This window comes from Streptomyces sp. (assembly GCF_035644915.1).
Lineage (GTDB): Bacteria > Actinomycetota > Actinomycetes > Streptomycetales > Streptomycetaceae > Streptomyces.
The window spans coordinates 21536-42840 of sequence record NZ_DASQNP010000203.1; the positions used below are offsets into that span (position 1 = coordinate 21536).

Sequence of the window (21305 nt, forward strand, 5' to 3'; positions counted from 1 at the left end):
TCCGCGCACCGCCCGCCACCCCGTTCACAGTCCTGCCCGCAGCCCTGCCCACCCTCGTCCGAAGCCCAGCCCGACACCCAGCCCGACACCCTGAGGAACACCCCGAGGAGACCACCGTGGAAGGTCAGCTCAGCCCCATGCCCGAGGACTGGAACCGCGCGCTCGCCGTCGTGGCGCACCCCGACGACCTGGAGTACGGGGCGGCCGCCGCCATCGCGCGGTGGACCGGCGCCGGACGGGAGATCGCGTACCTGCTGGTGACGCGCGGCGAGGCCGGGATCGACACCATGGAGCCGGCGGAGGCGGCGCGCGTGCGGGAGGCGGAGCAGCGGGCGAGCGCGGCCGTGGTCGGCGTGGAGAGCGTGGAGTTCCTGGACCACCGGGACGGGGTGATCGAGGAGGGCGTCGCACTGCGCCGCGACCTGGCCGCCGCGATCCGCCGCCACCGGCCCGAACTGCTCATCGCCTTCAACCACCACGACACCTGGGGCCAGGAGGGCTGGTGGAACAGCCCCGACCACCGGGCCGTCGGACGCGCGGTGCTGGACGCGGCCGGGGACGCGGGCAACCGCTGGATCTTCCCCGAACTGGCCGAGCGGGAGGGGCTCCAGCCCTGGGGCGGAGTGCGCTGGGTGGCGGTCGCGGGATCGCCGGAGCCGACGCACGCGGTGGAGGTGGGGGAGGAGGAGGTGGAGAAGGCCATCGCCTCGCTCGCCGAGCACCGCGCGTACATCACGGCGCTCAGCGACCAGGAGCCCGCCGAGTACGCCCGCACCGTCCTCACCGGCACGATGGACGCCCTCGCCGAACGCACGGGCGGGCGCCGCGCCGTGGCCTTCCAGGTCTATCCGATGGGCTGACGGACGCGCGTACCGCCGGTCCCGCCGCGGGACGGCCGGGCACCCGGACGGCACGGGGGGACCGGTGGCGGCCGGACCGGCCGGGGGCCTTCGCCCGGGAGGCGGCCGGTTCCGTTCGCGTCACCGGCCGTCCGGGGCCGGGCGGCGACCCCGGACGAGCAGGACGAACGCGGCGACCGGCAGGAGCAGGGCGGCACCCATCGCGTTGAGCCAGCCGTAGCCCGCCTGGGCGACGACGAGCCCGGCGAGTGCGCCGCCCGCGCCCGCCGCGGCGTTCATGGTCAGGTCGGACAGCCCCTGGACGGCCGCGCGGGCCTCCTGCGGCACCGAGTCGGTGAGCAGGGTGGAGCCGCCGATCAGCCCGGCCGACCAGCCCAGGCCGAGGAGGAACAGGCCCGCGGCGCTGCGGACGTGGTCGCCGTCCGCCGTACCGGCCAGCAGCGCCGCGCACGCCGTCAGCGCGACGCCGAGCGAGATCACCGGGATCCGGCCGAGGCGGTCGCAGAGCCGGCCCATCAGCGGGGAGAAGGCGTACATGCCCGCGATGTGACCGCTGATCACCAGGCCGATCAGTTCGATGTCCGCGCCGTGGTGGCCGAGGTCGACCGGCGTCATCACCATGATCGAGACCATGGCGCTGTGGGCGCAGGTGACGGCGGCCAGCGCCAGCCGGGCGCGCGGGGAGGCGGCGACGACCGCGAGCCCGGCCCGCAGCGACCGGCCCTCCGCCGGGGTACGGGCCTCGGCACCGGCCTTGGTCTCGGCCCCGGTACCGGCCTCGGTACCGGCCTCGGCCAGGGCACGGGCGGTGAGCAGCGGGTCGGGGCGCAGCAGGGCGAACACCAGCGCGGCGGCCAGCAGGAAGATGGCCCCGCCCCACAGGAACGGGCCCGCCGTCGCGGGTATCCCCAGGCCCGAGACGCTGCGTCCGGCCGGGGCGGCGATGTTCGGGCCGAGGACCGCGCCGACGGTCGTGGCCCACACCACGGTGGAGATGGCCCGGCCGCGGCGGGCGGGCTCGGCGAGGTCGGCGGCGGCGAAGCGGGCCTGGAGGTTGGCGGAGGAGCCCGCGCCGAAGGCCGCCATGCCGAACAGCAGCAGCGGGAAGCTGCCGGCGACGGCGGCGAGGACCACGACACCGCCGCCTGCGGCGCCGATCAGGTACGCCAGGCAGAGCCCCGCGCGGCGGCCCCGCGCGGCCATCAGGACGGCCAGCGGCAGGGACAGCACGGCCGTGCCGAGGACCGAGGACGTCACCGCCAGACCGGCCGGCCCCTCGGACCCGCTCACCTCCTGCGCCAGCACGGCGGCCAGGGCGATGCCCGTGGCCACGCCCAGGCCGCCCAGGACCTGGGTGGCCACGAGCACGGCGGAGGTACGGCGGCGCAGCGCGGCCAGCTCGCTGCCGGAGGGGACCGCGGCGGTGCCGCGCGGTGCGCCCGGAGGGCCGCCGGCGGCGCCGGTGGTGTCGGAGGTGCCGGTCACGGCGGGCAGTCTGCCAGGCGGGCGCGGGAGAGGGACAGCGGTGCGGCGCCGGGCGGAGCCGGACGCGGCCCGTGGCCGGCGCTCAGAACAGCGGCGCCGGGAGGACGCCCTCCAGCGCCAGCAGTGCCCGCTTGGTCTCCAGCCCGCCGCCGAAGCCGCCGATCCCGCCGTCGCTCTCCACCACCCGGTGGCACGGCACCACCACCGGCAGCGGGTTGGAGCCCATGGCGACGCCCACCGCACGCGCCGCGCCCGGCTCGCCGACGCGGTCGGCCAGGGTCTGGTAGCCGACGACGCTGCCGTACGGCACGGACTCGGCCAGGGCCCGCAGCACCCGCCCGTTGAACCCGGAGGTCAGCGACCAGTCCAGGGCCACGGAGAACTCCCGCAGCGCGCCCCGGAAGTACGCGTCGAGCTCCCGGGCCGCCCCGGCCAGCACCGGATCGCCGTCGTCGCGCACGGGCTCGGCGCCCAGCCGCCCGGCGAGCCGGGCCAGGGACCGGCGGACCGTCCGCTCGTCGGCGTGGAAGACGACGGTCACCAGCCCCCGCCCGGTCGCCGCGAGCAGCAGCGGGCCGATCGGGGTGTCCCGCACCGTCCAGGCCGGGGCTGTGGCCGGGCGTCCGGCCGGGATGTCGGTCATGTGACGAGCCTACGGGCCGCCACCGACAACGGGCCCCGGTCCCCGGACGCCCGGCCCGGGCGCCTCAGTCCCCGGCGGCCCGGGCCCGGTCCCCGGTGCTGTCCCCGGCGCTGTTCCCGGTGCTGTCCCCGGTGTCGCCCCGGGTGGCGTCCCGGACGACGTCCGGGGCGTTGGAGATGATCCCGTCCACGCCCATGGCGGCGACCCGCCGGGCCGTCGCCGCGTCGTTCACCGTCCAGGTGAAGACCTCCAGCGGCTTGCCGTGCGCCCCCTTCAGGGCGTGGACCTGCCGCACGTACTCCTCGGACAGGCTGGTGTGGGTCGGGTTGATCTGGTCGGCGAACCGCGCGTACTCCGGAAGGTCGCCGACGGCCGGGGTGCCCAGAAAGCCGGTCTTGACAGCCGGGGCCTGCTGGTGCACGGCCCGCACCGAGTCGGCGCCGAAGCTCTGGATGATCAGCTTGCTCCGCACGTGCCGCCGGTCCAGCCAGCCCTCCTCCCGCAGCTCCCGGAGGATGTCGGCCTCGATGCCCGGGTACAGCTCGGGTCTCTTGATCTCCAGCAGCAGGTTCTGGCGGGTGCCGTGCAGGTGCCGCAGGTACTCCTCCAGGGTGGGCACCGGCTCGCCCGCGTACAGCGGGTCGAACCAGCTCCCCGCGTCCAGCAGGGCGATCTCGTCGGCGGTGAAGTCCGCGACGTTCCAGGGGGCGCGGTCGGGGAAGAGCTGCTCGACGTTCGTGGTGCGGGCCAGGGTGGCGTCGTGCATGACGACCAGCTCGCCGTCCCTGGTGCGCTGCACGTCGTTCTCCACCCAGCGGATGCCCCGCTCGTGGGCGGCGTCGACGGCGGCCAGGGTGTTCTCGGGGGCGTAGGCGGAGGCACCGCGGTGCGCGACCGGGACGGGGGCCTCCCGGTCGGCGGCGCGCGGGGCGTCCGCCCGCGGCGCGGCCTGGACGGGGACGGCGGCGAGGACGAGCACGCAGAGGCCGGCGAGTGAACCGGTGACGGCGGCAGCGGGGCGTAGGGACACGGGGACTCCTCACGTCTTCGGTGCACTGACCCCAAGAGCATTCCGGCATCCGCGCGCGGATACATGGGCGGGAAGTGGACAGAACCTGAACGCCCCATGGAAGCCCCCGCCCGTCCGGAACCCGTCCGCGGCCCCGGTTGTCGGTGGGGAGCCGTACGGTGGGGACATGCGGCCCGTGACTCAGATCGAACGCAAGGCGGCGCCCTTCGAGGTCGTCAGCCCCTACCGACCCAGCGGTGACCAGCCGGCGGCCATCGACGAGCTGGAGAGGCGCATCAGGGCGGGCGAGAAGGACGTCGTCCTGCTCGGCGCCACCGGCACCGGCAAGTCGGCGACCACGGCGTGGATGATCGAGAGGCTCCAGCGGCCGACCCTGGTGATGGCGCCCAACAAGACGCTCGCCGCCCAGCTCGCCAACGAGTTCCGCGAGCTGCTGCCGAACAACGCCGTCGAGTACTTCGTCTCCTACTACGACTACTACCAGCCCGAGGCGTACGTCCCGCAGACGGACACCTACATCGAGAAGGACTCCTCCATCAACGAGGAGGTCGAGCGGCTGCGGCACAGCGCGACGAACTCGCTGCTCACCCGGCGCGACGTCGTCGTGGTCGCCTCCGTCTCCTGCATCTACGGCCTGGGCACCCCGCAGGAGTACGTCGACCGGATGGTGCCGCTGAGGGTGGGCCAGGAGATCGACCGGGACGAGCTGCTGCGCCGCTTCGTCGACATCCAGTACACCCGCAACGACATGGCGTTCACCCGGGGCACCTTCCGGGTGCGCGGCGACACCATCGAGATCTTCCCGGTGTACGAGGAACTGGCCGTCCGCATCGAGATGTTCGGCGACGAGATCGAGGCGCTCTCCACCCTCCACCCGATCACCGGCGAGGTCATCTCCGACGACCGGGAGCTGTACGTCTTCCCCGCCTCGCACTACGTGGCGGGCGCCGAGCGCATGGAGCGGGCCATCGCCGGGATCGAGGCGGAGCTGGAGGAGACCCTCGCCCGGCTGGAGAAGCAGGGCAAGCTGCTGGAGGCCCAGCGGCTGCGCATGCGGACGACGTACGACATCGAGATGATGCGGCAGGTCGGCACCTGCTCCGGCATCGAGAACTACTCGCTGCACATCGACGGCCGCGAGAAGGGTTCCCCGCCGCACACCCTGCTCGATTACTTCCCCGACGACTTCCTGCTGGTCATCGACGAGTCCCACGTCACCGTCCCGCAGATCGGCGCCATGTACGAGGGCGACGCCTCCCGGAAGCGGACGCTGGTCGACCACGGCTTCCGGCTGCCGTCCGCGATGGACAACCGGCCGCTGAAGTGGGAGGAGTTCCTGGAGCGCATCGGGCAGACGGTCTACCTGTCGGCGACCCCGGGGCCGTACGAGCTGTCCCGCTCCGACGGCGTGGTGGAGCAGATCATCCGGCCCACCGGGCTGGTCGACCCGGAGGTCGTGGTCAAGCCCACCGAGGGGCAGATCGACGACCTGGTGCACGAGATCCGCACCCGCACCGAGAAGGACGAGCGCGTCCTGGTCACCACCCTGACCAAGAAGATGGCCGAGGACCTCACCGACTACTTCACGGAGCTGGGCATCCGGGTCCGCTACCTGCACAGCGACGTGGACACCCTGCGCCGGGTCGAGCTGCTGCGCGAGCTGCGCGCCGGCGAGTACGACGTGCTGGTCGGCATCAACCTGCTGCGCGAGGGCCTGGACCTGCCGGAGGTCTCGCTGGTGGCCATCCTCGACGCCGACAAGGAGGGCTTCCTGCGCTCGGGCACCTCCCTGATCCAGACCATCGGCCGCGCGGCGCGCAACGTCTCCGGCCAGGTGCACATGTACGCCGACAAGGTGACCCCGGCGATGGAGAGGGCCATCGAGGAGACCAACCGGCGCCGGGCCAAGCAGATCGCCTACAACGAGGCGCACGGCATCGACCCGCAGCCGCTGCGCAAGAAGATCGGCGACATCGTGGCGACGCTCGCCCGCGAGGAGGTCGACACCCGGGAGCTGCTGGGCAGCGGCTACCGCAAGGCGGGCGCGGGGGAGGACCGCAGGGGCCGGGCCCCGGTGCCCGCGCTCGGCCGCGGAACGCGCGGGGACGGCGCCGGCGGCGCCGGACGGCCCACCGACCGGCCCGCGGCCGAACTCGCCGAGCTGATCGAGGAGATGACCGGGCGCATGCGGGCCGCGGCGGCCGAGCTGCAGTTCGAGGTGGCCGCCCGGCTGCGCGACGAGGTGAGCGAACTGAAGAAGGAGCTGCGGCAGATGAAGGAGGCGGGCCTGCGGTAGCGGGAAGTGTTGCAAGACCGACACAAAGCCGTCCGGCGCCGCCCGGCCCGCCGGGCACGGTGCGTAGGGTTCGTGGCAGCCGTCGGCGACGACGGCCGATCGCAGTTGACGGGAAAGAGGGGAACGCACGTGACGGTCAACTTGTCCAAGGGGCAGGCGGTCAGCCTGCAGAAGTCCGACGGGGGCACCCTGACCGCGGTGCGGATGGGACTCGGATGGCAGGCTGCTCCCCGCCGGGGCCTGTTCGGCAGGCGCACCCGGGAGATCGACCTCGACGCCTCGGCCGTGCTCTTCGCCGACAAGCAGCCGGTGGACGTGGTCTTCTTCCGCCACCTCGTCAGCGACGACGGCTCCGTGCGCCACACCGGCGACAACCTCGTCGGCGGCGCCGGCCAGGGCGGTGACGACGAGTCGATCCTGGTGGACCTCCAGCGGGTGCCGGTCCACATCGACCAGATCGTCTTCACCGTGAACTCCTTCACCGGCCAGACCTTCGCCGAGGTGGAGAACGCCTTCTGCCGGCTGGTCGACGAGACCAACGGTCAGGAGCTGGCGCGCTACACCCTGACCGGCGGCGGCCAGTACACCGCGCAGATCATGGCCAAGGTGCACCGCCAGGGCAGCGGCTGGCAGATGACCGCCCTGGGCGCCCCGGCCAACGGCCGCACCTTCCAGGACCTGCTGCCGACGATGCTGCCGCTCCTGTAACCCAGCGGAGGGACAACCCAGCGGGCGGACCGGTGGTCGTCCCGGGCCCGGCGGTGCCGACTCCGCCGGGCCCGTCGCGGTGACGGCCCGCCGGCGAAGACCACGGCGCGCCGCGAAGCGCCACCGAGCACAAGAGAACACACCAGGAGGGGGCGCGGCGATGACGGCCGAGCTGGTCCGCGGACAGAACCACCCGCTGTCCGAGACCCGTTTGGAGATCCGGGTGTCCGCCGGGAAACCGGTCGTGGCCGCGGCGACGCTCAACGACGAGGAGGGGCGGCTGCGCGAGCCGGGCTGGATCGCGCACCCCGGCTCCCCCGGCCTGCCCGGGCTGGAGGTCTCCCGGCAGGCCGCCGCCGACCACCGGCTCGCGGTGGACCTGGACGCGCTCCCGGAGGCCGTGCACCGGGTCAACGTGCTGCTCGCGCTGCCCACCGGGGTCGGCGGGCCGCTGTCCTTCGGCGCCCTGCCCGCCCCCTCCGTCGCCGTCACCGGCCTGGACGGCACCGAGGTCGCCGGCTACACCATCACCGGCCTGGAGGCCGAGTCCGCCGTCGTCGCGCTGGAGCTCTACCGCCGGCAGGGCGGCTGGAAGGTGCGCGCGGTCGGCCAGGGGTACGCGGGCGGACTCGCCGCCCTGCTGGCCGACCAGGGCCTGCCCCGGGCCCGTGAGCTGGCCACCGCCGTCGACGAGGCCGTCGCCCGGGGGATGGCCCGCTCCGTGACGCCACCGCCACAGCCGCCCCGCGGCGGCGACGGCGACCGGACCAGGCGCACGGCCCCGGTCGGCGCCCCGGGCGACATCCCCGGGACGGCACCGGAACCGCAGCCCGCCCCGCCGCCCGCGCCGCCCGGCGCGGGGCGGCCCCCCGCGCCGTCCGCCGGCCCGGGCCCGATCGACTACCGCCACCCCGGCCGTACGACGGCGGCGCCGCCCCCTCCGCCGCCGGCCGCCCCGCCGCCCGCCCCCGGGGAGCCCGCCGTGCCCGTGGCGGGCGACGCCGCGGGCTGGAGCCCGGAGGAGCGGCTCTACAACCAGGTCTGGGGCATGTTCGAGGACCTGGCCCGGACGACCGCGGCCTACCGCAGCGCCGTCGACTTCGCCGACTCCCGCATGGAGCAGGAACTCGACAAGGCGCTGTCCGACCCGCGGGCCCGGCTGGGCCCCGCCGCCGACGCCGCCCGCTCCCGGGCCCAGGTCAGACACACCCAGCTCGTCGACCAGGCCCGCGCCCGCCTGGACCGCGACCTGGCCCAGCTCGCCGCCGAGGCCGAGGTCGTCGAGCCCGCCCTGCCGCCCGCCTTCGCCCGCTGGGACAGCCCCGTCTGGCACGCCTACCAGGTGCCGATGGAGAGCCCGATGGCCCTGCGCCTGGGCGACCTGAGCCTTCCCGAGCACGGCGGCCTGCGCGTCCCCATGCTGGTCCGGCTGCCGCTGGAGCGCGGGCTGTGGATCGACGCCGGGCGCGGCCGCTCGGCGGCCTCCCTCGTGGTGGACCCCCACGAGATGCGCCGCCTCGCGGGCGAGCTGGCCACCGCCGTCGTCGGCCGGCTGCTCGCCGTCCATCCGGTCGGCGACCTCGCCGTCCACGTGATCGACCCGGCGGGCGCCGCCGCGCCCGCCCTGGCCCCGCTGGTGGAGTCCGGTGTGCTGCGCGAGCCGCCCGCGACGGGGCCCGGGGGCGTCGCGGCGGTGATCGCGAAGCTGACCCGCCGTGTCGACCTGGTGCAGATGGCCCTGCGCACCCGGGCCGCCGACGCCCTTCCCCCGGACGTGGACACCGCCGAGCAGCTCCTGGTCGTCCACGACTTCCCGCACGGCTTCGACGACCGCGCCGTCACCCAGCTCCGCTACCTCGCCGACGAGGGGCCGTCCGTCGGGGTCCACCTGATGATGGTCGCCGACCGGGAGGACGCCCAGGCCTACGGCCCCGTGCTGGACCCGCTGTGGCGCGCCCTGCTGCGGATCACCCCGGTGCCCGACGACCACCTCGCCGACCCCTGGGTCGGCCACGCGTGGACGTACGAGCCGCCCCTGGTGCCGCGGGGCAGCCGGGTCCTGCCGCAGGTGCTGGGGAAGGTCGCCGAGGCCCGCAGGAGGTACGGCCGCTGACACCCCGCCGTCTCCCTCTCCCACCCGGGGCTTTACCGTTCCTTGGCGTTGCTTTACCCTGTCTTGGGCGGAGGGGAGTATTCCCATCACTGCGGCGTTCCGTCAGTACGGACCGGGCGTGACCGGTCCCGGGGCGTCGGTCCGCAGGCCGATCGGGCCCGGACGGAAGAGACCTCCGGCAACCGGAGCCGGAGGATTTCTGTATGGACGTTTCCCTGACCACCTGGGTACTGACCGTCGCAGGTCTGTGCGCCCTGATCGCCGTCGACTTCTTCATCGGGCGCAAGCCGCACGAGGTCTCCCTCAGAGAGGCCGGCACCTGGACGGTCGTCTGGATCGTGCTCGCCGTCCTCTTCTGCGGCGGCCTCTACGTCGCCGGAGGCGGCGGACCGGCCGGTGAGTTCGCCGCCGGTTACATCACCGAGAAGTCCCTCAGCGTCGACAACCTCTTCGTCTTCGTCCTCATCATGGCGAAGTTCGCGGTGCCGACGATCTACCAGCAGCGCGTGCTGATGGTCGGCGTGCTCGTCGCGCTCGTCATGCGCGCCGTCTTCATCGCGGCCGGTGCCGCGCTGATCTCGGCCTTCTCCTGGGTGTTCTTCATCTTCGGCGGCTTCCTCATCTGGACCGCCTGGAAGCTGGTCCGCGAGGCCCGCGCCGAGGGCCAGGGCCACGAGGAGGAGGCGTACGAGGAGAACCGCCTGCTGAAGGCGGTCGAGCGGCGCTTCCCCTCCACCTCCGAGTACCACGGCACCAAGCTGTTCGTCATCGAGAACGGCAGGCGGCTGATGACCCCGATGCTGATCGTCATGCTGGCGATCGGCAGCACCGACCTGCTGTTCGCCCTGGACTCCATCCCCGCGATCTTCGGCCTGACCGAGGACCCGTACATCGTCTTCACCGCCAACGCCTTCGCGCTGATGGGCCTGCGCCAGCTCTACTTCCTCATCGGCGGGCTGCTGAAGAAGCTGGTGCACCTGTCCTACGGGCTGTCGATCATCCTCGGCTTCATCGGCGTCAAGCTGGTGCTCCACGCCTTCCACGAGGCGGGGGTCCACGTCCCGGAGATCTCCACCCCCGTCTCGCTCGGCGTGATCTGCGCGGTGCTGGTCGTCACCACGATCACCAGCCTGCGCGCCTCCCGGCGGCAGGAGCGCCAGTCCGCCGCCTCGCGGGACTGACCGGCCGACGGTGGTACGACGGGGCGCGCCGCCCCGCCGTACCACCGGCGTGTCACCGCGGGCCGCGCACCACCGAGACCTGCCTCTCCTGCTGTTCGCCGCTCACGGTCACCGCCAGGGTCACCGTGCCCGGCCGCACCCCCGTCAGGGTGCCCGCCACCGGATCGAGGACCGCCACACAGCGCCCGCGCGCCCGCGCCCGCTCCGCGTCCCCGGTGCACAGACCCGGTGAGCCGGACCAGTCCGCGCTGAGCGGCCAGCCCACCGGCACCGTCCGCGCCGCCTCCCCGGAGCCCTGGACGACCGCCGCGGAGACCTTCCCCGGGGCGCCGCCCGCCGTCACGGTCGGCGGCGCCTCCAGGGTGAGCCCGTCCACGTGGGCGCGGGTCTGGACGGAGATCCAGTCGTCGCCCGCGCCCCGGTCCACGCCCACCAGCGACCAGCCGCTGAAGCCGCCCGCCGCCGGGGGCGCGGCGGGCGCCTTGCCCGCGTTGCCGTTGACCAGGTACGGCACGCCGTCCACCCGGGAGGCGTGGAAGACCCCGACGTGGGAGCCGATGAACGCCGCGCCCTTGCCGGTGCGGCGCCGGAAGTCGCCGAGCCAGTCCTCCAGCAGGTCCGCCTCCAGCCGGTCGGTGAGCCGGCTGGCCCGCTGCGCCGTCGGGTCGCGCGGCGGTACGTGCGCCAGGACGACGACCGAGCCGATCCCGCGGTCCTCCGCGGCGGCGTCGAGCTGTTCCCGCAGCAGCCGGACCTGCTCCCAGCCGCCGCCGCGCAGCGTCAGCGAGGAGGTGTCCAGGGTGATGAAGCGCGTGCCCTCGTGGTCGAAGGAGCGGTGGGTCGGGCCGAACTCCGCGCGGAAGTTGCCGATGGAGCCGCCCATCACCTCGTGGTTGCCCGGCACGTAGTACCAGGGCAGTCCGTCGCCCAGCTCCTCCTGGAGCATCCGGCGGGCGAAGGCGAGGTCCTCCGGGGAGCCCTCGTCCACCCAGTCGCCGTTGACCACGACGAAGTCGGGCCGGGCCGCCCGCACCTCCCGCAGGGTGCGCCGCGCCTGCCGCACCAGGGCGCTGTCCGGGTCGCGGGCGACGAACTGGGCGTCGGAGACCACCGCGAACCGCCAGTCGCGGCCCGCGGTGCCGGCGGCCGTGGAGATCAGCGGGTCCGGGTGCGGCCCGACGGCGGGCAACTCGGCGTCCGGAGGGGTCCGGGCGGTCAGCCCGTCGATGACGACCTCGCCCCGGTACTGCTCGGCGGGCCGGGTCTCGGCCAGGTAGAACCGTCTGACCTGGAGCGGGTGGGCGACGCCCGCGGGCACCTCGAAGGTGATCCGCCGCCAGCCGGTCCAGGTGACGTGCGGGCCGCGCAGCACCTGGCCGGTGCCCGCGGCGTCGACCAGGTGGAGCGAGGGCCAGGCGCCGCGGCCGTCGCCCTTGAGCCACAGGGTGAAGCCCTGCGGCTGGCCCGGCACGGGGATGCTCCCGCCGGGCGGGTTGGCGTAGGCGGCTCGGGTCGCGGTGGACTGGGTGAAGTCGTAGGCCATCCGCAGCCCGGTGCCGTCCTGCCCCGCGGGGTCGGCGGCCAGGGAGCCGGAGGCCCGGGCGGCGCTGAAGGTCCACTCCCCGGCGTCCTCGAACTCCGCGACCGGCTGGTCCTTCAGGCCGACGGTGACGGCCAGGGCCGCCGTCCGCCCCGCCACGGTCGCCCGGATCACCCCGGAGACGGACCCGGTGCCGTCGCGGGCGGCGACGGTGAAACCGCCGTGCGCCGGATCGGGGGAGACGCGGAAGAGGGAGCGGTCGTACTCCAGCGTCACGTCCGACGGCTCGACGGGGGCGCTGTGGCCCCCGGCGTCGAAGCCGGTGAAGCCGAAGGCGCCCTCGGCACCGGGATCGGCCAGCCCGACCCGCTCCCGGGTCGGGGCGATCCGCTCCAGCGGGCCCAGCACGGTCAGGGTGGTGGAGCCGCGGGCGCCGCCCCGGTGGGCGACGACCTCGGTGCGGCCGGTCCCGCGGGCGTGGAAGACGCCCTCGCCGTCCACCCGCCCGACGCCGGGGCGGGTGCTGTACCAGTCGGCGTCCCCGCCGGCCGGGCCGTACGTCTCGTCGTACCCGGCGGCGGTGAGCCTGCGGGTCAGCCCGGGGAAGACCCGCTCCGGATGCCCGCCGGGCACGGTGTCCGCCGAGGGGGCCAGCGCCGGGTCCGCGGCCGTCTCCACCCAGAAGCCCGCGAGCTTCCCGCTGCCGTCGGGGGCGGTGACGGCCAGTCCGTTGGGCACCTCGCGCTCGGCGCCGTCGGACGGGCTGTTCTCCACCTGCGGGGTGTCCGAGCCGGGCTCCCGGGCGACCAGCGTGGAGGAGCCGCCGCCGTCGAGGTTGAGCGCGTTGTGCGCGCCCAGCTCGTCCATCATCAGGGCCAGTTCGGTGAGGGTGACGCCGCCGGAGGCGGCCTGGCGGCCGTCCACGGTCAGCACGTGCAAGGTGGTGCCGTCCTTGGAGAAGCCGACGGCCGTGCGGGGCGCGGCGGCGTTGTTGGGGCGCCCCTCCCAGTTCTGCGGCTCGCCGTCCACCACCAGGACGCCGCGGCCGCCGACGGCCGTGCGCGGCACCGGTGCGCCGTCGTCGGTGCGCAGCCGGTACTCCCAGCTCACCGGGTCGCCCGGGGCCAGACCGGCCAGGGCCCTGGCGCCGGCGTCCCGGCCGAGCAGCACGGTGGTGCCCTCGGGGATCGCGCCGCCGCCGGGCCGGTCGGCGACGCCGGTGACCCGGCCGCCGACGACGGTGACCTCGGTGACCTCCGCCGAGCCGTTCACGGCCAGGGCGCGGTCGGCCTCGCCCCACTGGGCGTTGTAGGCGCCGATGCCTCCGGCGGGGACGTCGGCGGCGTTGAGGGCGGCCAGCGGCCTCGGCCCGTCGGGCAGGGTGAGGGTGCCCTCGAAGTACAGGTCGAGGATGCGGCCCGCGCCGCCGGGGCCGAAGCCCACCGCCTCGGTGACGCCCGGGGCCGGCGAGTGGGGGACCTCGCCGTCGTCGAGGCCGGGGCCGAGCGGGGCGCCGGTCTCGTTGATGTCGAAGAAGTCGGCGTTGAAGGCGGCGACGGTGCGCCGGCCGGCGCCGGGGTCGTGCGCCGCGGCCAGCTCCGAGACGGTCGCGCGGCCGGAGACCTTGCCGGAGGACAGGTAGTCCACCCCGGCGCCGCCGTCGAGGTCGACGCTGAGGGCGTCGGCGCGCAGCCACTTGTCCGATTCCAGCCGGTCGAACGAGGTCAGGGTGGTGCCGGGCGCCACCGGGCGCGTGGTGCGGGACAGTTCCAGGCCGTCGCCGTCGGCGATGCCCAGGGGGCGGACGGAGGCGGGGGACGAGGAGGCGGGGGACGGGACGGTGATGGCGGGGACGGCGGCCGGGCGGCCGTCCGGCCCGGCGAGGGCCGGCGGCGCCAGCCCCAGCCCGAGTGCGCACAGGGCCGCGAGGGACACCGCCGCCCGTCCGGAGAATCTTCTGCCCTGCGACCCTTGTGACACGTGTGACACGACACCACCCACAGACGCGGCGAGACCATGCGCTTCCTGCGCACCCAGCGCCACAGGGTTCCAAGGCCGACCGGTCCACACCAGAGGGCGTGCGCTAACCGGGGGGAGAACAACCCGGAGGGGACAACGCGGAGCGCCCGTCCGGCCGTTGGGCCGGACGGGCGCACGGGGAACACCTGCCGGAGAAGGTGCCGCCGGGCCGTACCGGTTCGCGCCGGCTGCCCCGGGCGGCCGGGGTCAGGCGCCGGGGCCGGCGACGAGCCTGCCGCCCTCCACCCGGACCGGGACCTCGGGCAGCGGCGCGTTGGCCGGGCCCGCCAGCACCTCGCCGGTGGTGGTGTCGAAGCGGCTGCCGTGGCAGGAGCAGTCGCCCTCCAGCCGCTCCACCGAGGTCAGCACGCAGCCCGCATGGGTGCACACCGCACCGAACGCCTTGAACTCGCCCTCGGCGGGCCGGGAGACCACCAGCCTCTGCTCGCGGTAGAGCCGGGAGCCGCCGACCGGCACGGCGTCGGCCGGGCCGAGGTCCACGGGGGCGGTCGGGGTCGCCGGGGCCCGCTCGCCGCCCGTGCCCGAGCAGGCCGTCAGACCGGCCAGGCCGAGCCCGGCGGCCCCGCTGAGCGCCGCGCCGCACAGCACGGTGCGGCGGCCGACGGGCCGAGTGCTCATGGTCGCTCCCTCTCTTCGGCGTTCCTCCCGGCGGTCCTCCCGGCGGGCCCGGAGGGCTCCGGCGGGGGCGCCTGCCGTACGGCGCGGGGGACGGTGATCGCCGCCATCATGGCAGGCGCCCCGCCCCGTGCCGTACGGCGGGTGGGGCGCCCGCGCCCGGCCGTCACGGCTTCAGCGGCAGGATGTCCTGGAGGAACTTGCCCGTGTGGCTCTCCGGGACCGCCGCGACCTGCTCCGGGGTGCCCTCGGCGATGACCAGGCCGCCGCCGCTGCCGCCCTCCGGGCCCATGTCCACGATCCAGTCCGCCGTCTTGATCACATCGAGGTTGTGCTCGATGACGATGACCGTGTTGCCCTTGTCGACCAGCCCGGACAGCACCGTGATCAGCTTGCGGATGTCCTCGAAGTGCAGACCGGTGGTCGGCTCGTCCAGGACGTAGACCGTGCGCCCGGTGGAGCGCTTCTGCAGCTCGGAGGCGAGCTTCACCCGCTGCGCCTCGCCGCCGGAGAGGGTGGGCGCGGGCTGGCCGAGCCGGACGTAGCCGAGCCCGACGTCGTTGAGGGTGCGCAGGTGGCGGGCGATGGCGGGCACCGCCTCGAAGAACTCCAGCGCCTCCTCGATCGGCATGTCCAGCACCTCGGCGATGGACTTGCCCTTGTAGTGCACCTCCAGCGTCTCCCGGTTGTAGCGCGCGCCGTGGCAGACCTCGCACGGCACGTACACGTCCGGCAGGAAGTTCATCTCGATCTTGATGGTGCCGTCGCCGGAGCAGTTCTCGCAGCGGCCGCCCTTGACGTTGAAGGAGAAGCGCCCCGGCAGGTAGCCGCGCACCTTCGCCTCCGTCGTCTCCGCGAACAGCCTGCGCACGTGGTCGAAGACACCCGTGTAGGTGGCCGGGTTGGAGCGGGGGGTGCGGCCGATGGGGGACTGGTCGACGTGCACGACCTTGTCCACCAGGTCGTCGCCCTCGACCCGCACGTGCCGCCCCGGCACCGTCTTCGCGCCGTTCAGCTCGCGCGCCAGGTGGGTGTAGAGGATGTCGTTGACCAGGGTCGACTTGCCCGAGCCGGAGACGCCCGTGACGGCGGTGAGCACGCCCAGCGGAAAGGACACGTCGATGTTCCGCAGGTTGTTCTCCTTCGCCCCGCGCACGGTGAGCATGCGCTTGCGGTCCACCGGGCGCCGCTCGGCGGGGGTCGGGATGCTCTTCTTCCCCGCCAGGTACTGGCCGGTCAGCGACTCGTCGTTGGCCAACAGCTCCTTCAGCGGCCCGCTGTGCACCACCTTGCCGCCGTGCTCGCCCGCGCCCGGGCCGATGTCCACCACCCAGTCGGAAGTCCTGATGGTGTCCTCGTCGTGCTCGACGACGATCAGGGTGTTGCCCAGGTCGCGCAGCCGCACCAGGGTCTCGATCAGCCGGTGGTTGTCCCGCTGGTGCAGCCCGATGGACGGCTCGTCCAGGACGTAGAGCACGCCCACCAGGCCGGAGCCGATCTGGGTGGCCAGCCGGATGCGCTGCGCCTCGCCGCCCGAGAGCGTCCCGGCCGCGCGGTTGAGGGAGAGGTAGTCCAGGCCGACGTCGACCAGGAAGCGCAGCCGCTCGTTGACCTCCTTGAGCACCCGCTCGGCGATGACCTTCTCCCGGTCGCTCAGCTTCAGGGAGGCCAGGAACTCGGCGCACTCGCTGATCGACATCGCGGAGATCTCCGCGATCGACTTCCCCTGCACCGTCACGGCCAGGACGATCGGCTTGAGCCTCGTCCCCTCGCAGGCCGGGCAGGGCACCTCGCGCATGTAGCCCTCGAAGCGCTCCCGGCTGGAGTCCGTCTCGGCCTCCGAGTGCCGCCGCCGGACGAACGGCACCGCGCCCTCGAAGGCCGTGGTGTACGAGCGCTCCCGCCCGTAGCGGTTGCGGTAGCGGACCTCGATCTGCGTCTTGTGGCCGTACAGCAGGGCCTTCTTCGCCCGCTGCGGCAGCCCGGCCCAGGGGACGTCCGTGCGGAAGCCGAGCGCGTCGGCCAGCGCGCCCACCAGCCGCCCGAAGTACTCCTTGGTGTGCCCGTGCGACCAGGGGTGGATCGCGCCCTCGTCCAGGGACTTGTCCTCGTCCGGGACGATCAGCTCCGGGTCCACCTCCATCCGGGTGCCGATGCCGGTGCACTCCGGGCAGGCGCCGAAGGGGGAGTTGAAGGAGAACGAGCGCGGCTCCAGCTCCTCGAACGACAGGTCGTCGTACGGGCAGTACAGGTGCTCGGAGAACATCCGCTCGCGCTGCGGGTCGTCCTCGTCCAGGTCGACGAAGTCGAGGACGACCATGCCGCCCGACAGCCCCAGCGCGGTCTCGACGGAGTCGGTCAGCCGCCGCTTGGCGCTCTCCTTGACCGTCAGGCGGTCCACGACCACCTCGATCGTGTGCTTCTCCTGCTTCTTCAGCTTCGGCGGATCGGCGAGCTGGACCGTCGTGCCGTCCACCCGGGCGCGGCTGTAGCCCTTGGCCTGCAGCTCGGCGAAGAGGTCGGCGAACTCGCCCTTGCGCTGGCGCACCAGCGGGGAGAGCACCTGGAAGCGGCTGCCCTCCTCCAGCGAGAGCACCTTGTCCACGATCGCCTGCGGGGACTGCCGGGCGATCGGGCGCCCGCACTCCGGGCAGTGCGGCTTGCCGATCCGCGCGAACAGCAGGCGCAGGTAGTCGTAGACCTCGGTGATGGTGCCGACCGTCGAGCGCGGGTTGCGCGAGGTGGACTTCTGGTCGATGGAGACCGCCGGGGACAGGCCCTCGATGAAGTCCACGTCCGGCTTGTCCATCTGGCCGAGGAACTGCCGGGCGTACGCGGACAGCGACTCCACGTAGCGGCGCTGTCCCTCGGCGAAGATGGTGTCGAAGGCGAGCGAGGACTTCCCCGACCCCGACAGCCCGGTGAAGACGATGAGGGAGTCGCGCGGGAGGTCGAGCGAGACGTTCTTGAGGTTGTGCTCGCGAGCGCCACGGACGATGAGACGGTCGGCCACGCCGGTTGGCACCTTTCGTGTGGGATGAGGGGTACGGAGCCCCCGCCCCAGGGTAGGGGGAGCGCCGCCGCGATGTCGTATCGCTGCCCGCCGATACGACGCCTGCGGGACACCGCGAGCTTATAGCACGCACATTCGATTTACGGGCGGTCTCCGACGGCTTCACCCGAAGGAGTGGTGGGGATAGCTTTGGATCATGACCTCGCCTGCCGACGACACCGCCGCCCTGCGGGACTCCACCGACCGCCTCCTGGCCGCCGTGGAGAAGCTGGACGACGCCTCCCTGGCCGAGCCCTCCCTGCTGCCGGGCTGGACCCGCGGCCACGTCCTGGCCCACCTCGCCCGCAACGCCGACGCCCTGGTCAACGTGCTCGCCGGACGCCCGATGTACGCCAGCGCCGAGGCGCGCGAGGCCGACATCGAGCGCGACGCCCACCGCCCCCTCGCAGCCCACCTGGAGGACCTGCGGACCAGCGCCGCCGGCCTGGACGAGGCGATGGCCGCCCTCACCGACGAGCAGTGGCGGGCCACCGTGGCGCTGCGCAACGGCGTCACCGACCTCGCCGCCTCCGTCCCCTTCCGCCGCCGGATCGAGGTCGAGCTGCACCACGTCGACCTCGGCATCGGCTACACCCTCGACGACCTCCCCGCCTCCTTCACCGACCGCGAGCTGGAGAACATGGTCGGGCGCTTCTCGGGCCACCCCGACGTGCGGCCCCTGGAGCTGCGCACCGAGGACGGCCGGGTCTGGCGCACCGGCCGCGCGGACGGCGGAGGGGACCCGCCGGTGGTCGTCTCGGGTTCGCCCACCGCCCTGGTCGGCTGGCTCACCGGCCGCACGACGGGGAGCGGGCTCACCGCCTCCGCGGAGGTCCTGCCGCCCCTGCCGCCGCTCTGACACACTGATCGCCGGCCGCGCGCCATCCCTTCTGGAAGGAGCCCTGAGTCCCATGCCGTACACAGGAAAGGTCGCGGTCGGCGGCCCGCCGGACGTCCACGAGCTGACCGACCTGGTGATCTCCAAGGTCGCGGTGGGCCCCCTGGAGAACAACGCCTACCTGCTGCGCTGCCGCGCCACCGGCGAACAGCTCCTGATCGACGCCGCCAGCGAGCCCGACACCCTGCTGAACCTCATCGGCGAGGACGGCATCGCCGGGGTCGTCACCACCCACCGGCACGGCGACCACTGGCAGGCCCTCGACACCGTCGTCCAGGCCACCGACGCCCGCACCTACGCCGGGCGCTACGACGCGGAGGGCATCCCCGTCCCCACCGACGTGCCCCTGGAGGACGGAGACACCGTCACCGTCGGCCGGATCACGCTCACCGCCCGCCACCTGCGGGGCCACACCCCCGGCTCCATCGCCCTGGTCTACGACGACCCCCACGGCCACCCCCACCTGTTCACCGGCGACTGCCTCTTCCCCGGCGGCGTCGGCAACACCCACGGAGACGCCGAGGCGTTCGCCACCCTGCTGCACGACGTGGAGACCAAGCTCTTCGGCGAACTCCCCGACGAGACCTGGGTCTACCCCGGCCACGGCGCCGACACCACCCTGGGCGCCGAGCGCCCCCACCTGCCGGAGTGGCGCGAGCGCGGCTGGTGACGGCCGGGCAGCGGGCCGGGCGGCGGGAGGGGCGGAACGGAGGGACGGGCCGGCCGGGACGGAGAAGGCCGGCACGGGGCGGCGGGGCGTCCTCCGGCACCTCCCGCCGTACCCCTCCCGTCACCCGTCGCCAGTAGGGTGGACCGCATGGCAGACCCCTCCAGCTACCGCCCCAGGCCTGGAGAGATCCCCGACTCGCCGGGGGTCTACAAGTTCCGCGACGAACACGGCCGGGTGATCTACGTCGGGAAGGCGAAGAGCCTGCGCCAGCGGCTCTCGTCCTACTTCCAGGACCTGGCGAACCTCCATCCGCGCACCCGCACGATGGTCACCACGGCCGCCTCCGTGGAGTGGACGGTGGTCTCCACCGAGGTCGAGGCGCTCCAGCTGGAGTACTCCTGGATCAAGGAGTTCGACCCCCGGTTCAACGTCAAGTACCGCGACGACAAGAGCTACCCCTCCCTCGCGGTGACGCTGAACGAGGAGTTCCCGCGGGTGCAGGTGATGCGCGGGCCCAAGCGGAAGGGCGTGCGGTACTTCGGGCCGTACGCGCACGCCTGGGCGATCCGCGAGACCGTGGACCTGATGCTGCGGGTCTTCCCGGTGCGCACCTGCTCGGCCGGGGTCTTCAAGCGCTCGGCGCAGATCGGCCGCCCCTGCCTGCTCGGCTACATCGGCAAGTGCTCCGCGCCCTGCGTCGGCCGGGTCTCGGCCGGGGAACACCGCCGGCTGGCCGAGGAGTTCTGCGACTTCATGGCCGGCCGCACGGGCGCCTACCTGCGCAGGCTCGAGGAGCAGATGCGGGAGGCGGCCGAGGAGATGGAGTACGAGCGGGCCGCCCGGCTGCGCGACGACATCGAGGCGCTGAAGCGCGCGATGGAGAAGAACGCCGTCGTCCTCGCCGACGCCACCGACGCCGACCTGATCGCGGTCGCGGAGGACGAGCTGGAGGCCGCCGTCCAGATCTTCCACGTCCGCGGCGGCCGGGTGCGCGGCCAGCGCGGCTGGGTCACCGACAAGGTGGAGGAGGTGGGCACCGCCGGACTCGTCGAGCACGCCCTCCAGCAGCTCTACGGCGAGGAGAGCGGCGACGCCGTGCCCAGGGAGGTGCTGGTCCCGGCCCTGCCCGAGCCGGTGGAACCGGTCACGGCGTGGCTCACCGGCCGGCGGGGCGCGTCCGTCAGCCTGCGCGTGCCGCAGCGCGGCGACAAGCGCGCCCTGCTGGAGACGGTGCAGCGCAACGCGCAGCAGGCCCTCGCCCTGCACAAGACCAAGCGCGCCTCCGACCTGACCACCCGCTCCCGGGCCCTGGAGGAGATCGCCGAGGCCCTGGGGCTGGACTCGGCGCCGCTGCGCATCGAGTGCTTCGACGTCTCCCACTTCCAGGGGGACGACGTGGTCGCCTCCATGGTGGTCTTCGAGGACGGCCTGGCCCGCAAGAGCGAGTACCGCCGCTTCCAGATCAAGGGCTTCACCGGCCAGGACGACGTCCGCGCCATGCACGAGGTGATCAGCCGCCGCTTCCGCCGCTACCTCCAGGAGCGGCAGCGCACGGGCGAGTGGGCCACCGACGGCCCCGAGGGCCCCGACGGGCCCGGGGCGGACGGTGCGGACGGCACGGCCCCGGCGGAGCGGGCCGGCGGGGAGACGGGCCGCGGCAGGCCGCCGAAGTTCGCCTACCCGCCGCAACTGGTCGTGGTGGACGGCGGACAGCCGCAGGTCGCCGCCGCGCGCCGGGCCCTGGACGAGCTGGGCATCGACGACGTCGCCGTGTGCGGCCTGGCCAAGCGCCTGGAGGAGGTGTGGCTGCCCGGCGAGGACGACCCGGTGGTCCTCCCCCGCACGAGCGAGGGCCTGTACCTGCTCCAGCGGGTCCGCGACGAGGCGCACCGCTTCGCCATCCGCTACCAGCGCGGCAAGCGGTCACAATCGATGAGGGCGGGTCCCCTCGACGCCGTCCCCGGACTCGGGGAGTCCCGCAAACAGGCGCTGATCAAGCACTTCGGCTCGGTCAAGCGGCTGCGCGCCGCCACCGTCGAGCAGATCTGCGAGGTCCCCGGCATCGGCCGCAAGACCGCCGAGGCCGTGGCCGAGGCCCTGGACCGGGCGGCCCCGGCCGCCCCGGCGGTGAACACCGCCACGGGTGAGATCCTGGAAGACCAGTGAGACGAGCG

At 74.0% G+C, this 21305-nt stretch carries 14 protein-coding genes; 8 read left to right on the forward strand and 6 right to left on the reverse strand.

What is annotated here, in order from left to right; all coding sequences use genetic code 11:
- Nucleotides 1-137 precede the first annotated feature (137 nt).
- Complete coding sequence (locus VE546_RS22170; RefSeq protein WP_324925218.1) at nt 138-860, forward strand: PIG-L family deacetylase; 723 nt, start codon at nt 138-140, stop codon at nt 858-860.
- 120 nt (nt 861-980) lie between these two features.
- On the opposite strand, the gene VE546_RS22175 is transcribed toward VE546_RS22170, so the two are convergent.
- From VE546_RS22175 to VE546_RS22185, 3 genes are all read right to left on the reverse strand, one after another.
- Nucleotides 981-2345, reverse strand: a complete 1365-nt coding sequence (locus tag VE546_RS22175) for an MFS transporter (protein ID WP_414720547.1) — start codon at nt 2343-2345, stop codon at nt 981-983.
- An 82-nt stretch (nt 2346-2427) separates the two neighbouring features.
- Nucleotides 2428-2988, reverse strand: coding sequence for a methylated-DNA--[protein]-cysteine S-methyltransferase (locus VE546_RS22180; RefSeq protein WP_324925090.1), 561 nt, complete (start codon nt 2986-2988; stop codon nt 2428-2430).
- 64 nt (nt 2989-3052) lie between these two features.
- Nucleotides 3053-4018, reverse strand: a complete 966-nt coding sequence (locus VE546_RS22185; RefSeq protein WP_324925092.1) for a glycerophosphodiester phosphodiesterase — start codon at nt 4016-4018, stop codon at nt 3053-3055.
- Nucleotides 4019-4184: 166 nt separating this feature from the next.
- On the opposite strand from VE546_RS22185, the gene uvrB reads away from it, so the two are divergent.
- The 4 genes from uvrB to VE546_RS22205 all read left to right on the forward strand — a co-directional run bounded on the left by uvrB (nt 4185) and on the right by VE546_RS22205 (nt 10316).
- On the forward strand, nt 4185-6314 hold the full coding sequence (gene uvrB, locus VE546_RS22190) for an excinuclease ABC subunit UvrB (RefSeq protein ID WP_324925094.1): 2130 nt from the start codon (nt 4185-4187) through the stop codon (nt 6312-6314).
- Between the two features lie 129 nt (nt 6315-6443).
- Nucleotides 6444-7022 carry a TerD family protein gene (locus tag VE546_RS22195; protein WP_324925096.1) on the forward strand — a complete coding sequence of 193 codons (579 nt, stop codon included), beginning with the start codon at nt 6444-6446 and terminating at the stop codon, nt 7020-7022.
- A gap of 160 nt (nt 7023-7182) precedes the next feature.
- Nucleotides 7183-9135, forward strand: coding sequence for a TerD family protein (locus VE546_RS22200; RefSeq protein WP_324925097.1), 1953 nt, complete (start codon nt 7183-7185; stop codon nt 9133-9135).
- A 203-nt stretch (nt 9136-9338) separates the two neighbouring features.
- The gene (locus tag VE546_RS22205) at nt 9339-10316 is read left to right on the forward strand and encodes a TerC family protein (RefSeq protein WP_324925099.1); all 978 of its coding nucleotides are present in this window, start codon (nt 9339-9341) and stop codon (nt 10314-10316) included.
- 52 nt (nt 10317-10368) lie between these two features.
- Here the strand turns inward: VE546_RS22205 and VE546_RS22210 are convergent, their stop codons facing one another.
- The 3 genes from VE546_RS22210 to uvrA all read right to left on the reverse strand — a co-directional run bounded on the left by VE546_RS22210 (nt 10369) and on the right by uvrA (nt 17524).
- On the reverse strand, nt 10369-13791 hold the full coding sequence (locus tag VE546_RS22210) for a phosphodiester glycosidase family protein (RefSeq protein ID WP_324925101.1): 3423 nt from the start codon (nt 13789-13791) through the stop codon (nt 10369-10371).
- Between the two features lie 291 nt (nt 13792-14082).
- On the reverse strand, nt 14083-14514 hold the full coding sequence (locus VE546_RS22215) for a Rieske (2Fe-2S) protein (RefSeq protein WP_324925103.1): 432 nt from the start codon (nt 14512-14514) through the stop codon (nt 14083-14085).
- 163 nt (nt 14515-14677) lie between these two features.
- The gene (gene uvrA / locus VE546_RS22220) at nt 14678-17524 is read right to left on the reverse strand and encodes an excinuclease ABC subunit UvrA (protein WP_324925105.1); all 2847 of its coding nucleotides are present in this window, start codon (nt 17522-17524) and stop codon (nt 14678-14680) included.
- A gap of 196 nt (nt 17525-17720) precedes the next feature.
- Between uvrA and VE546_RS22225 the strand changes: the two genes are divergently transcribed.
- The 3 genes from VE546_RS22225 to uvrC all read left to right on the forward strand — a co-directional run bounded on the left by VE546_RS22225 (nt 17721) and on the right by uvrC (nt 21297).
- A complete protein-coding gene (locus tag VE546_RS22225) occupies nt 17721-18422 on the forward strand; it encodes a maleylpyruvate isomerase family mycothiol-dependent enzyme (RefSeq protein ID WP_324925107.1) in 702 nt (233 codons plus the stop codon).
- Between the two features lie 52 nt (nt 18423-18474).
- On the forward strand, nt 18475-19131 hold the full coding sequence (locus VE546_RS22230; protein ID WP_324925109.1) for an MBL fold metallo-hydrolase: 657 nt from the start codon (nt 18475-18477) through the stop codon (nt 19129-19131).
- A 147-nt stretch (nt 19132-19278) separates the two neighbouring features.
- Nucleotides 19279-21297, forward strand: a complete 2019-nt coding sequence (gene uvrC / locus VE546_RS22235; protein WP_324925111.1) for an excinuclease ABC subunit UvrC — start codon at nt 19279-19281, stop codon at nt 21295-21297.
- Nucleotides 21298-21305: the final 8 nt, after the last annotated feature.